The organism is Sulfurimonas gotlandica GD1 (assembly GCF_000242915.1).
Classification (GTDB): Bacteria; Campylobacterota; Campylobacteria; order Campylobacterales; family Sulfurimonadaceae; genus Sulfurimonas; species Sulfurimonas gotlandica.
On record NZ_AFRZ01000001.1, the window covers coordinates 905,998 to 919,466 of the forward strand.

Below are 13,469 nucleotides of genomic sequence, written 5' to 3' on the forward strand. Positions count from 1 at the left end.
TTTTACTCATGGCAGAATTTTATCACTAATTTATAAACAATTTAACACTTGTGTAACACTATTATTATATTATAAAGTAATTTTAAAATTTAAGGGAAGTTATATGAAGAAAATTATTCCTCTATCTCTAATAGCTATCGCTTCACTATATGCAAGTGAAGTTCAATTAGCACCAATTAGCGTAGAATCAACTGTGATTACAGAAGTTAGCCAAAATGCTCAAGTCTCAGCAGATTTGGCACAAGCACTAAGCACTAGTGTACCAAGTATAGATATGAACCGTCGTAGCGGTATTGCTAATGATGTTTATATTCGTGGTCAAAAAAGAGATAATATCTCTGTTGATGTTGATGGAACAAAAGTTCAGGGTGCATGTGTAAACAGAATGGATCCTCCTATCTCTCATATTATCACTAGTCAAATTGATGAAATCGAAGTAATCGAAGGTCCATATGATGTTGAAAACATGGGAACACTAAGCGGTGGTATAAGAATCAAGACCAAAAAACCTACAAAAGACCTTCATGGGTCAGTTGATTTTGGTTTTGGTAGTTTCAACTACACTAAAATCGGTGCTACAATTAGTGGTGGTAATGATACGGTTCGTGTTTTAGTAAGTGGTTCAAGTGAATCTAGTGATCAATATAAAGATGGTAATGGTGACACTATTGCTGAACAAATAGACAAATATGCAGTAGCTAACCCTGCAGCAGCAGGAATGAAGTTTAAACCAGCACATAAAGAGATGCCGGCATATAAGAAAAAAAGTATTATGGCTAAGGCATTTGTAAATGTAACAGACAATCAAGAGCTTCGTTTGAGCGTTACAAAAAACAAAAGTGATGATGTTCTTTACGGTAACTCGAAAATGGACGCCCTGTATGATGACTCAAATATCTATGCAGTAGAATATAACATCAAAAATGTTAGTGATATATACAAAAACATTAACTTAAAATACTATTACTCTGATGTTGACCATCCAATGGCTACAACATATAGAATGTCATCAAATGTAGCAGCACAAGATAATACAAATCATCTTAAAACAACTATGCAGGGACTTAAACTAAAAAATGACTTTGATATCAATAGTTTTAAACTTTTAGTTGGTTTTGATGGAAGTAAAAGAACTTGGGATGGTAACTATTACAACACAACAACTGGTGCAGCTTTAGCAGCAGGAAATTCTAAAAGTTTAGATGATGCTCTGACAAAAAATGGAGCAATATTTGCAAAACTTGACAAAAAGTATGGTTCTTTTGGTTTTAGTCTTGGTGCTAGATATGACTCTACAAAAATCACACATGCGACACTACAGTCAAATGACTATACATCTTTTGGTGCAAACCTAATGACTTCTTATAACTTAGATAAAGAAAATAAAGTATTTTTAGGTTTTGGTCAAGCTTCTCGTGTTCCGGATGCAAGAGAATTATACTTTAGAAGCTCAAACGGTGCATGGAGCGGTACAGCAAATTTAAATCAAACAACAAACAGAGAAATTGACTTAGGATACGAAACTGACAACAGTGCATTTAAGCTAAAAATCAAAGGTTTTTATTCTATGCTAAGTGATTATATCTACTACCAAAAACAAGCTAATGGAGTAGCAATTACTACTAACAACTTTAAAAACCTTGATGCAACTGTTTATGGTACAGAATTAACTACTTCATACTATGCTACTGACGATGTAACGGTTGATTTAGGTGCTTCATACAAAGTTGGTAAAAAAGACAAAGCTTTAACTGGTCAGACTGATACAGATTTAGCAGATATGGCACCATTAAGAGGTAATGTAGCTCTAAATTATGAGTATATGAAAGGTTCTATTGCAACTGCTGAAGTACAAGCTTCTGACAAATGGAGTAAAATAGATTCAGATAATGGCGAGCAAGAGTTAAAGGCTTGGACGATACTTAACCTAAAGGTTAAACATGCTGTTAATAAAAACTTTAACTTCACTCTAGGTGTTAATAACCTTCTTGATGAGACATATGCTATGAACAACACTTATGCTGATTTAATTCTAGTTACAGCCGGTGGTACTTCAGATATAATGCTTATGAATGAGCCTGGAAGATACGTTTACACAAACCTTAACTTCAAATTCTAATCTCTATATATAACAAGTCTCTACATCTTGTAGATTCTTGTTAATAATTCCCTCTCATAAAGTAAGAATAAAAGACAATTCATATAAAATGACTTAATGAAAGCAATAACAAATATTTACAACAGCTTTATTCATACAAACATATTGGCTACAATTTTCATCTTTACATTTTTTAGTATCATAGCCTCTTTTATATTTGTTATGTTTGTCATGATATTAATTGACCTTACTGTAGGTTCAGAGTCTATTAGTTACTACAATACTGGTATTATACTCTCTTTGATTATTCCGACCATTGCTACACCTATACTCTCATATAAAATCATTTCTCTGACAAATAAACTAAAACAAGCGGACAAAAAACTCTCCTATCATATTCAATATGACAAGCTGACTAAAATATACAATCAACGTCATACACTAGAGTTGGCAAACTATGAATTTGCTATCTCCAAAAGAACTAAATCACCAATATCTGCTCTATTTGTAGAATATGATTATTTCAAAGAAGTAAATAAAAATTATGGACAGGAGATAGGAGACATAGTCCTTATAGAACTAACAAGATCAATAAATAATACAATCAGAACTACAGATATATTTGGAAGATACAAGGGAGCTAAGTTTCTTTTGATTTGCCCTATGCTTGATTTAAAGACAGCACAAAATTTAGCTAAAAAAATAAAATCAGAATCTGAACAAATTCTACATATAAATGATGATGATATTAAAATGTCAGTGAGTATTGGATGCGCCCAAATACAGGATTTTGGAGAAAGCACTTTACAAACACTTTTAGACAAAGCAGATGCTGATCTTTTAAAAGAAAAAACAGCTCTGTAAAGAGAGTAGATAGATAAACAAAAATTTATAAAGCACCCTTTTATAACAAACAAGATAAAATCTCTTCATGATAAAAAGAGTACAAACTAAACAGATTTTTGTAGGTAATGTAGCAGTTGGAGGAGATGCTCCAATCTCTACACAATCTATGACATTCTCAAAAACTTCAGATGTAGCGACTACGGTTGAACAGATAAAAAGACTTCACTTCGCAGGTTGCGATATTGTTCGTTGTGCTGTTCCGGATATGGAAGATGCATTAGCACTTAAATCTATTAAAGAACAGATTGATTTACCTCTAGTTGCAGACATCCACTTCAACCATAAACTGGCACTAATTGCTGCTGAAGTAGTTGATTGTATACGAATCAACCCTGGAAATATTGGGTCTAAAGAGAAAGTTGCCCAAGTTGTAAAAGCTTGTCAAGCTCGTAATATTCCTATTCGTATCGGTGTAAATGCAGGCTCACTTGAAAAAGAATTTCTAAATAAATACGGACAAACTGCCAAAGGTATGGTTGCATCTGCTGAATACAACATCAAATTTCTCGAAGACCTGGGTTTTAGCGATATAAAAGTATCTCTAAAGGCAAGCGACGTTCAAAGAACTGTAGATGCATACAGAATGTTGCGTCCAAAAAACTCTTACCCATTTCATTTGGGCGTGACAGAAGCCGGAACTCTTTTTCACGCCACTGTAAAGAGTTCTATCGGACTTGGAGCACTTTTACTTGATGGTATTGGCGATACAATGCGTGTATCTATTACAGGCGAACTAGAAGAAGAGATAAATGTTGCCCGTGCAATTCTTAAAGACAGTGGTGCGATGCCAGATGGGCTTAACATCATCTCTTGCCCTACATGTGGGCGCATCGAAGCAGATCTGGTTTCGGCAGTTGCTGAAATAGAAAAAAGAACAGCTCACATAAAAACACCCCTAAATGTTTCTGTTATGGGATGTGTTGTAAATGCTATAGGCGAGGCAGCTCATGCTGATGTTGCTATTGCTTATGGAAAAGGTAAAGGTCTTGTGATGGTAAAAGGTGAAGTAGTCGCTAACCTAAATGAAGATGAACTTGTTGATAGATTTGTTTATGAGGTAGAAAAGATGTCAGAGGAATCAAATTAATGCAGGACAATCTATACAACTTATCTTTTGAGCGCTCAATATTAAGCTCAATTGTTTTTGAACCTCAACAATTTGATGAACTAAGTGTTGCCATAAAAAAAGATGATTTTTACCTTCCGGCTCACCAAGATATATTTGGAGCTATGATCACTCTTCTTCAAAAAGATCAGCCAATTGATGAAGAGTTTATAAAAAAAGAGCTTATTAAAATTAAAAAATTTGATGAACAGGTTATGATTGAGATTTTATCTGCCAATCCTATCTCAAATACTAAAGCTTATGTTGATGAGATAAAAGATAAATCTCTAAAACGAAAACTCCTAACACTCACAACAGAGATAAAAAGAGTTACAGTTGAAGAAGAACTTCCGTCTGCTGAAGTTGTAGACATAGTAGAGAAAAAACTCTATGAAATAACTCAAGACAACCAGACAAGTGACTTTAAAGACTCTCCAAAAATGACATTTGACACTATGGAGTACATCAGAGAGATGAAAGCCCGTGGAAACAGTGTACTTGTTGGAGTAGATACAGGTTTTCATGAACTAAATAAGATGACTACAGGTTTTGGTAAAGGGGATCTTGTTATTATTGCAGCACGTCCTGCAATGGGTAAAACTTCTTTTATTTTGAACACTGTAAACTCTCTTATCATGCAAGGAAAAGGTGTTGCTTTTTTCTCTTTAGAAATGCCAGCTGAGCAGTTGATGCTAAGACTACTTTCTATTCAGACTTCCATTCCGCTTCAAAAACTTCGTGTTGGAGATATGAGTGATGACCAGTGGAGTTCGCTAAATGGTGCTATTGATAAGATGAATAGCGCTAAACTTTTTGTGGATGACCAAGGTAGTCTCAACATTAATCAACTTAGATCTAAACTTAGAAAACTAAAAAATCAGCATCCGGAGATTGAGATAGCGGTAATTGATTACCTGCAGATTATGCAGGGCATCGGTAACCAAGACAGACACATTCAAGTATCTGAAATCTCTAGGGGTCTAAAAATGCTTGCACGTGAGCTTGAGATGCCTGTAGTGGCGCTTTCACAGCTAAACCGTGGTCTAGAAGCTAGAAATGACAAACGCCCTATGCTGAGTGATATTCGTGAGTCTGGTTCAATTGAGCAAGACGCGGATATTATTCTTTTTGTTTATCGTGATGATGTCTACCTTTACAAAGAGGAAAAAGAGCGAGAAAAAGCAGCTAAAAATGACGGAAAAGAGTTTATCTCTGAGTATGTTGAAAAAGAAGAAGAAGAAGCTGAGATTATCATTGGAAAACAGAGAAATGGTCCAACCGGTCATGTTAAGCTTGTTTTCCAGAAAAAGCTTACTCGCTTCGTAGATGCTCAACCAAAGGCCATAGAAACTACTTATGAGCATATAGACACTAGGTCTGCCAACATAGATGTTGGAAGTAATGACTCAATCTCCATGACAATGATCTAATGGCGCTAGAAAGGGTCGAACTTTTTAATAAAAAAGAGTTCCTCTCCTTCTTGCTTTTCTGCCTATTTATACTATCCTACTCTCTACTTATAAACTTTCAAGACTATAAAAATTTAACCAGATTTGACACTGTTGTAGTAGAAGCAACTCTCTTGAAACAATACACAAAGACAAAAGATGAGAAGAGCTATCAATTACTGAAACTAAAAACTGATGAGGGAATCAATTTTTATACCACGGCAAAAGAGTCATTTCCTGATGCCAAAGGTAAAAGACTTACTCTTGAGATATATTCAGACAAGATAACTTTTTATGGATATCTTACAAGCTTTTATGCATACAGCAAAACTAAACAGATTCATCAATCGCAGACTATAAAACAAAGACTTAACTCTGCTATAGCATCTGAGCATAAAAATGAAGATATTACAAATATTTACCAAGCACTCTTTAGTGCAGCACCACTAAACAAAGGTTTGCAAACTACATTCTCTACTCTTGGAGTATCACATCTTTTAGCAATTAGCGGGTTTCACTTAGGAGTTCTAAGTGCTCTGCTTTTCTTTTTATTTAAACCAATTTATAGCTACTTTCAAAACAGGTATTTTCCATATAGAAACTCCAAGTCAGATATCTTTTTGGCAGTTGCTTTATCTCTGCTTGTCTATCTGAATTTTCTAGACTCCCCTCCATCTTTGCTTCGAGCTTTTGCTATGCTTGTAATTGGCTTTGTACTTTATGACAGAGGTATAAAAATAATCTCTATGCAGACTCTACTTCTTACAGTTATACTGCTTTTGGTATTATTTCCAAAACTATTATTCTCTCTTGGCTTTTGGTTATCAATTGCGGGAGTATTTTATATATTCTTGTTTCTCATACACTTCAAGCACCTAGGTAAGTTATGGCAATTTATCTTGATACCGTTTTGGGTATATATTTTGATGTTGCCATTCTCTTTAGTTATCTTTGGAAATTTCAGCATCTACCATCCCCTCTCAATTATCTGGACAACACTTTTTACTCTTTTTTATCCTCTTAGTATTTTCTTGCATCTGATAGGTCAGGGAGATTTACTTGATGGGGTTTTGGAGTCTCTTATGCTCTTAGCTCAAAGCCAGTCAACCATAGAACTGGATGACGTGTGGCTAGTCTTGCATATTGTACTATCACTCATCAGCATCTTTAAAAAGAGTTTTGTCCCTCTACTACTCTTCTTTAGTCTCTCTTTTTTGATATACGCGATTAATCATGTAACATAGCTTCAGTCCGTAGATAAAAATAATCCAAGAGACATAAATCCATAAAAATAAAAACATCATAATCGCAAAAGAACCATACATAGTTGTATACGCTTTGTTGTAAAAAACATACTCTATGAAGGCATTCTTAGAGATGCTAAATACTATGGAGATAATAAACGAGCTTATCAGAGATGCTCTTGGATTTATCTTAGTGTTTGCACCGATTTGAAAGATAAGAAAAAATAGTGCCCAAATTATCATATATGGAACAATAGGAAGAATATTCAGTCCTGAAGTCATTGTGTTAGATGATATCATAATCGCTAATTGTGCTGTTATGTAAAAAGAAGCCCCAAGTGCTATTGGCGTAAGTGTGAGCATCGTCCAGTAAGTTGTAACTGACTCCCACAGTGTCCTTGATTTTGCATGAAAAATCTTATTTGCAATATACTCAAAATTTTTAAAAAACAGAAGTGAAGCAACTAAAATCATGACAAGACCAATAACTCCCATTTTTGCTGAGTTTGCCAAAAATCCATCAATATGACCCATTATAGCTTCAGAATTTACAGGCATCAGATTGGAGAATATAAATGTTTTTATACTCTCATAATGCTCAGCGAATGAGGGTAAAGAAGTAAGAAGTGTCATCATAATTAACAGTAAGGGGATAATCGTAAAGATTGTATAGAAGCTAAGACTAGCTGCAAACAGTGTTAGTTCCTTATCAACAAAAGTGCTGATAAAGAACTTCACATGTCTATAAAGATAATTAGCATTGATTTTATCTCTAATCATAGTAATATCCTTTTTAAATTATATATTTAGTTTAGCCCCATCTTAGCAGGATTCAAAATATTATTAGGGTCAAATGCTTTTTTAATTGACTTAAATAGATTCATCTCTTCATCTGTAAATGCCATATGCATATATGGTGCTTTTGCAAGCCCTATTCCATGCTCACCTGAGAGAGTTCCACCTAAGTCAATAGTAGCTTGGAAAACCTCTTCAATGGCCTTGTAAGCGATTTTAACCTGCTCAGGATCGCTTCCATCAACCATAACGTTTGTGTGAACATTGCCATCGCCTGTATGACCAAAACATGGAATCTTTATTTGGTACTTATCAGCAATAGCATAAAACTTCTCTAATAGCTCCGGCAGAGCAGAACGAGGAACTGTAACATCCTCATTTAGCTTTTTACTTCCATAAACACTAAGTGCCGGAGATGCATTACGACGAGCAAACCAGATATCAGCAGCTTCTTTTTTATCTTTTGCTATTTTAAATTCACTGCATCCATTTTCACGAAAAACTTTCTCTATCTGAGCCAGTTGAAAATTTAGATCATCTTCTAAATTTCCATCAACATCTGTAACCAAAAGTGCTCCAGCATCTACTGGAAGACCTTTGTTAAAAGTTTGCTCAACTGCTCTAATTGTCAAGTTATCTAAAAATTCCATAGCAACTGGTGTAATACCGCTTGCCATCGTTTTATAAACTGCTTCCATCGCATCATTTACAGTAGGAAAAATCCCCATTGCTGTTTTGGTAAGTTTTGGTTTTGGAATAAGTCTTAGAGTTATCTCAGTTAAAACAGCTAAAGTTCCCTCAGATGCTATGAGTATTCCACTGATGTTATAGCCGGCAACATCTTTGATAGTTCTCTTTCCAGCTTTAATAATATCGCCATTAGGAAGTACTGCACGAGTAGCCATTACATAATCTTTTGTGATTCCGTACTTCGCAGCTCTCATACCACCAGCATTTTCACTAACATTTCCACCTAGAGTTGAGTACTCTTGGCTAGCTGGGTCTGGCGGATAAAAAAGTCCTACCTCTTCTACAGCACGTTGCAAGTCCATATTGATAACGCCAGGCTGAACAATTGCAACCATGTTTTTCATATCTATCTCTAAAATCTTATTCATATGTTTTTCCATAGCTAAAACAATACCACCGGAACTAGGAAGTGCTCCACCTGTAAAACCACTTCCGGCACCACGCGGTACTATAATTATTCTATGCTCATTACAATACTTTAAAATCTCACTAATCTCTTGCTCATTTCTTGGGAAGATTACAGCATCTGGCTCAAAGTGTTCTCTGGTTGCATCATATGAGTAAGCTATTAAGTGTGCTTTATCGCTATAGATATTATCATCACCAACGATGTTTGTAAAATGTTTTATATGTTTTGAATCAATCATTCTGAAACCTTTGGTTTGAAATTTTTCACTATATTTTGTAGTTCTTTGTTGTTTGGATTTGCCTCTGTTAACAACTCGTAGTAATAAGGTTCGTATGACTCTAATTCATCACTTCCTTCTCCCCACCAGGCAGCTTCTATCTCTTCGATTCTTGTGTAAAAAGGCAGTTTTGTACTATCTTGATTTAACTGAGCCTCCGTAATCGTTAATATTTTAAAACTTTTAGCATCAATTGTAAAAAGCTTTTTCTCTAAATATATAAAGACTAAACCAACAGATGCAGCAATTGAAAGTTTTGTAAAATCTTCTCTAAGTGGCGTCGGGTGTCCATTAAAAGATAAAATAGTCGCGAAAATATCTGGATGAACCCATTGTAAGTCTTTTACACTTCTTGTAATCCTATGATAAATCTCTTCATTTGGAGAGATTAAAATACCTCTTGTGTATCCAAAAGCTAAAATAGCTTCATCCCCAACTTTTACACTCCACTTACCACTAGGAAGTGCATTATTTTTTAGAGCATCGTATGGACTCATTTTAAGAGTTGCCACCTTGCTCTGCTCATCATAATTAGTAACTACAATATTTTTTAAAATAACCGTGTGGTCCTGAGCAATTTTATGAGATATAAAACCACTCATACCAACATCAATCTTATCTATCTCGATTGTTGCAATACTATTTTGTTCATCAACACTGATAAGAGGTGACTTTACAATTCCAGCTATAAGCTCTAAGGCAAGAAATAAAACTAAAAATATATACTTCATTAACTATCCTACTATTATTTATGCGATTATAGCAAAGCAAACCTCATACTAAGCCAACTTTTGTTAGAGTTTCTAAATTATTTCAAAAAATTTAATATTTATGGTTATTTAATGATACGATTTTTTCTACTTTTTCTACTGACAACCTCTCTTTTTAGCTCTCAAGTTGAGAGATTCAGATGGCTTAACGGCGAAACTTATCTAATATTTTTAGAAAAGCAGAACCTTCCTGTTAAAAAACTATATTATGACCTTGACAAAGATGATCAAAGGCTGACAGAAGAGATGAGAACAGGTGTCCACTGTCAGATTTTAAAAGATAACAATGGAGCTATTGAACAAATTTTACTTCCACTAAATGATGAGCTTCAAATTCATATATTTAAACATAAAGATGAGTATAATTTTGAAGCAATTCCCATTATTTCTAGCACAAAGACAGAAGCATTTACTCTTAAAATAGACAACTCTCCATACTATGACATCATCAAAGCAACAGGCTCTAAAAAATTAGCACAAATTTTTGTATCAAATTTTAGAAACTCTCTAAATTTTAAAAGAGACCTAAGAAAAGGTGATACACTAGTAATGGTTTATGATCAAAAATATCGTCTTGGCCGTCCTTTCTCAATGCCAACACTAAAAGTTGCCATGATAGAAATGAGAAATAAAAAACACTTTATATATTTAAATGATGATGATAGATATTATGATGAAAAAGGTCATGAAGTAGAAGGATTCTTACTAGCTCGTCCGGTACGTGGGGCTAGAGTTTCATCACACTTCACAAATAGAAGGTTTCATCCTGTGTTGAAAAAATGGAAGGCTCACCTTGGCATTGACTATGCAGCAAGACGTGGAACACCTGTCATTGCAGCAGGAAGTGGAACAATAATTTACTCAGCATATCTGGGAAGCTATGGCAACTTAGTTAAAATACGTCATGCTGATGGATATGAGACTAGATATGCTCACCTAAAATCATTTCGCAGAGGTATAAAAAGAGGCAAGCATGTTAAAAAAGGTGACACTATAGGCTATGTTGGAAACACTGGCCGTTCTACTGGTCCACACCTTCATTTTGAACTTAGAACAGACGGTCGTGCTATTAACCCTCTTCGCGTCGTTCAAGTTACAACGAAGAAGCTAAAAGGCAATGAGAGTAAGGCGTTTTTTAAACTAAAAGAAAACTATGATCAAAGAATAAATCTACATTTGGTTAATAAAACACCTTTTGAGAAACCTCAAAAAGTAGAACAAGTTTGTTACTTCTATAACGGAGCACACTGTGAGTAAAATAGACTCTATAGAACAACTCTCAAATCCAAAGTTTATAAAGCCAATAAAAATAAACTACACTCAAAATAAAAAGAAAAAAGTCTGGGAAGCAGTAATCTCTCATGATAGTGTCGCAGTGCTTCTTTGGCATCGGGACAAAGACGCATTTGTTCTAGTAAAACAGTTAAGAGCTACCGTTTTAAACAAGAATAAAATAGATGGCATGATGTATGAACTGTGTGCAGGCATAGTAGATAAAAAAACAACAAATGTGCAAATAGCAAAAGAAGAGATTCATGAAGAGTGCGGATATGATGTACCTGTAGAAAATCTAGAAAAAATCAGTTCTTTTTACACGAGTGTTGGTATCTCAGGTACACATCAGACTCTCTATTATGCTGAAATAGATGAAAGTATGATGGTTCATGAAGGTGGTGGATTAGAGGAAGAAGAGATAGAAGTCATATATATTCCGACTCAAGAAGCTAAAACTTTTATGTTTGATGAGAGTTATCAAAAGACTACAGGAGTCATGCTCTCTATCTACTGGTTTTTTGAGAACAAAACTACTTAGCCAAACTCTATAGGGTCCATATCTACTTCAGCTAAATCTACTTTGCATCTAGATATTGCCTTGATTATGTCCGTACTTTTATCTGAGCGAAGAAGTATTTCAAATCTATATTTATCAGATATTCTCTCAACAGCGCACTTACCAAATCCTACTATTTCTACATTTGATTCATGAGATAAAAGCTCTTGCATCTTTCGCATCTGCTCTTGAGCTTTTGCTCCATTTTTATGAGAAAAAAGAATTCGACATAATTTTTTATATGGAGGATAGAGATCTTGTCTGTAAATCTTTTCCTCTTCCAAAAACTCTTCATACTTATCCATGTAAGCACTGAAAAACTCTTCATTAAAACTCTGAACTAAAACCTTGGCATTTTTCGCCCTACCACTTCTGCCAGACACTTGGATGAGTGAAGATAGAGCTTTTTCTCTGGCTCTGTAGTCACTCATATTTAACATATTGTCCATTCCCAGAACAACTGCTAAAGTAACACCATGATAATCATGTCCTTTACTTAGCATCTGTGTTCCTACAAGAATATCCGTTTCATTATCGTTAAAGCGTTTAAGAGCTTTTTTGAGCTTGCTGGCAGTTGTTATAGCATCACGATCGAACTGCTCAACCCTTGCATCTACGAACTCTTCACTTATAACTTTTACTGCCTCAGCTGTTCCAAGACGCGAACTAACTAAAGATGGACTTCTACACTCACTACATACCTGAGGAATAGCTTGAGTATAGTTACAGTAGTGACACTTCAAAGCGCGAGATTTTTGATGTATGCTCATCCCAATACTGCAAAACACACACTGAGTTGTATGACCGCAATCTTGGCAGATTAAGTACTTAAAATTTGCCCTAGTTGGAAGAAAAACAATCGATTGATCTTTTGCTTTTAAAGTACTTTTTAAGCTCTGTAAAATAAGTGGAGATAAAGCTTCGGCTGACTTTTCATAAATAAACTCTCTGTTTGCACTAAAGAAACCACCTTTAAGTCTAAAGTATGGAAATTTTGTAAAAGAGTTCAAAGATGGTGTAGCACTTCCTAAAACAACAGGGACATCATAAAGTTTACCCATATAAATAGCTATATCTCGAGCATTATAACGAGGTCTTGATGATGATTTATAGCTGTCATCATGTTCTTCATCTACAACTATCAGACCTAAATCATTTACAGGTAAAAAGAGAGTTGAACGTGGCCCTGCTATTATCTTTGCATTTCCATTATAAATCTTCTCAAGAGCTTTTCTTTTTTGAAGGGGAGTTAGTTTAGAATGCCACATAACAACTGCTTCACCAAAATGGTGTTCTAGTCTTTGACTCATCTGAGGTGTTAGGGAAATTTCTGGCATCAGAAAAATTGAGCGTTTAGCAGATGCTATCATCTCCTCAAAATATTTCATATATATTTCAGTCTTTCCACTACCTGTATCTCCAAAAAGCAGTGAAGTTTTATGGGTTTTTAAAAAAACTAATGCTTCTTCTTGTTTTTGAGAGAGTTCTATTTGGCTATGTAATGGTTTTGTTATATTATTTTCTAGTTCCACCTCTTCTGAGGTGGAACTAGAAAAAGGAGTCATAACACCAAGTGCTTCACCCACAGAACAAACATAATAAGTTGAGATAAATCTGGCTAATTCTATTTGTTTTTTAGAGTAAATGAAATCACTTATTTCTATGACTTTTAAAGTTTTAAATTCTGGTTCATCTGTTTTTAAGAGAACAACACCATTTAGAATTCTATTTCTAACATTTACACTTACTCTAGTGCCTATGCTTATGGTTTGCAATGAGTTATATGTAAATGGCTCAAGAGGCGAGCCAAGAAGAGAAATATTATAAAATTTCAAT

At 34.7% G+C, this 13,469-nt stretch carries 11 protein-coding genes; 7 read left to right on the forward strand and 4 right to left on the reverse strand.

Annotation, left to right across the window (positions count from 1 at the left end):
* Positions 1–103: 103 nt before the first annotated feature.
* The 5 genes from SMGD1_RS04320 (at position 104) to SMGD1_RS04340 (ending at position 6,801) form a co-directional block, all read left to right on the forward strand.
* Complete coding sequence (locus SMGD1_RS04320) at positions 104–2,119, forward strand: TonB-dependent receptor (RefSeq protein WP_008338970.1); 2,016 nt, start codon at positions 104–106, stop codon at positions 2,117–2,119.
* Between the two features lie 96 nt (positions 2,120–2,215).
* A complete protein-coding gene (locus SMGD1_RS04325; RefSeq protein WP_008338699.1) occupies positions 2,216–2,962 on the forward strand; it encodes a GGDEF domain-containing protein in 747 nt (248 codons plus the stop codon).
* A gap of 67 nt (positions 2,963–3,029) precedes the next feature.
* Entirely contained in the window at positions 3,030–4,091 is a 1,062-nt protein-coding gene (gene ispG, locus SMGD1_RS04330; protein WP_008339178.1) for a flavodoxin-dependent (E)-4-hydroxy-3-methylbut-2-enyl-diphosphate synthase, read from the forward strand.
* Positions 4,091–5,539, forward strand: coding sequence for a replicative DNA helicase (locus SMGD1_RS04335; RefSeq protein ID WP_008339119.1), 1,449 nt, complete (start codon positions 4,091–4,093; stop codon positions 5,537–5,539). The genes ispG and SMGD1_RS04335 overlap by 1 nt, the downstream gene beginning before the upstream one ends.
* Before the next feature lie 152 nt (positions 5,540–5,691).
* Positions 5,692–6,801: a ComEC/Rec2 family competence protein gene (locus tag SMGD1_RS04340; protein ID WP_241761440.1), complete on the forward strand. Its 1,110-nt coding sequence runs from the start codon at positions 5,692–5,694 to the stop codon at positions 6,799–6,801.
* Here the strand turns inward: SMGD1_RS04340 and SMGD1_RS04345 are convergent.
* Genes SMGD1_RS04345 through SMGD1_RS04355 form a run of 3 tightly spaced genes read right to left on the reverse strand, consistent with a single transcriptional unit; the run spans position 6,748 to position 9,763 of the window.
* Positions 6,748–7,581, reverse strand: coding sequence for a YihY family inner membrane protein (locus tag SMGD1_RS04345; RefSeq protein WP_008340752.1), 834 nt, complete (start codon positions 7,579–7,581; stop codon positions 6,748–6,750). The genes SMGD1_RS04340 and SMGD1_RS04345 overlap by 54 nt on opposite strands.
* A gap of 26 nt (positions 7,582–7,607) precedes the next feature.
* Positions 7,608–8,993: an FAD-linked oxidase C-terminal domain-containing protein gene (locus tag SMGD1_RS04350; protein WP_008338718.1), complete on the reverse strand. Its 1,386-nt coding sequence runs from the start codon at positions 8,991–8,993 to the stop codon at positions 7,608–7,610.
* Positions 8,990–9,763, reverse strand: a complete 774-nt coding sequence (locus SMGD1_RS04355; RefSeq protein ID WP_008339079.1) for a plasminogen-binding N-terminal domain-containing protein — start codon at positions 9,761–9,763, stop codon at positions 8,990–8,992. The genes SMGD1_RS04350 and SMGD1_RS04355 overlap by 4 nt, the downstream gene beginning before the upstream one ends.
* Positions 9,764–9,874: 111 nt before the next feature.
* Here SMGD1_RS04355 and SMGD1_RS04360 point away from each other — a divergent pair, with 111 nt between their 5' ends.
* Complete coding sequence (locus SMGD1_RS04360; protein ID WP_008338964.1) at positions 9,875–11,059, forward strand: peptidoglycan DD-metalloendopeptidase family protein; 1,185 nt, start codon at positions 9,875–9,877, stop codon at positions 11,057–11,059.
* Positions 11,052–11,615 (forward strand): NUDIX domain-containing protein, encoded by a 564-nt coding sequence (locus SMGD1_RS04365; protein ID WP_008338885.1) that lies wholly within the window; start codon positions 11,052–11,054, stop codon positions 11,613–11,615. The genes SMGD1_RS04360 and SMGD1_RS04365 overlap by 8 nt, the downstream gene beginning before the upstream one ends.
* On the opposite strand, the gene SMGD1_RS04370 is transcribed toward SMGD1_RS04365, so the two are convergent.
* Positions 11,612–13,468 (reverse strand): primosomal protein N', encoded by a 1,857-nt coding sequence (locus SMGD1_RS04370; protein ID WP_008338854.1) that lies wholly within the window; start codon positions 13,466–13,468, stop codon positions 11,612–11,614. The genes SMGD1_RS04365 and SMGD1_RS04370 overlap by 4 nt on opposite strands.
* Position 13,469: the final 1 nt, after the last annotated feature.

Bases quoted from the DNA above. Each gene is read 5' to 3' on its own strand.
- SMGD1_RS04320 (WP_008338970.1), top strand. From the start codon at position 104: ATGAAGAAAATTATTCCTCTATCTCTAATAGCTATCGCTTCACTATAT.
- SMGD1_RS04360 (WP_008338964.1), top strand. From the start codon at position 9,875: ATGATACGATTTTTTCTACTTTTTCTACTGACAACCTCTCTTTTTAGC.
- SMGD1_RS04335 (WP_008339119.1), top strand. From the start codon at position 4,091: ATGCAGGACAATCTATACAACTTATCTTTTGAGCGCTCAATATTAAGC.
- SMGD1_RS04325 (WP_008338699.1), top strand. From the start codon at position 2,216: ATGAAAGCAATAACAAATATTTACAACAGCTTTATTCATACAAACATA.
- SMGD1_RS04350 (WP_008338718.1), bottom strand. From the start codon at position 8,993: ATGATTGATTCAAAACATATAAAACATTTTACAAACATCGTTGGTGAT.
- SMGD1_RS04345 (WP_008340752.1), bottom strand. From the start codon at position 7,581: ATGATTAGAGATAAAATCAATGCTAATTATCTTTATAGACATGTGAAG.
- SMGD1_RS04355 (WP_008339079.1), bottom strand. From the start codon at position 9,763: ATGAAGTATATATTTTTAGTTTTATTTCTTGCCTTAGAGCTTATAGCT.
- ispG (WP_008339178.1), top strand. From the start codon at position 3,030: ATGATAAAAAGAGTACAAACTAAACAGATTTTTGTAGGTAATGTAGCA.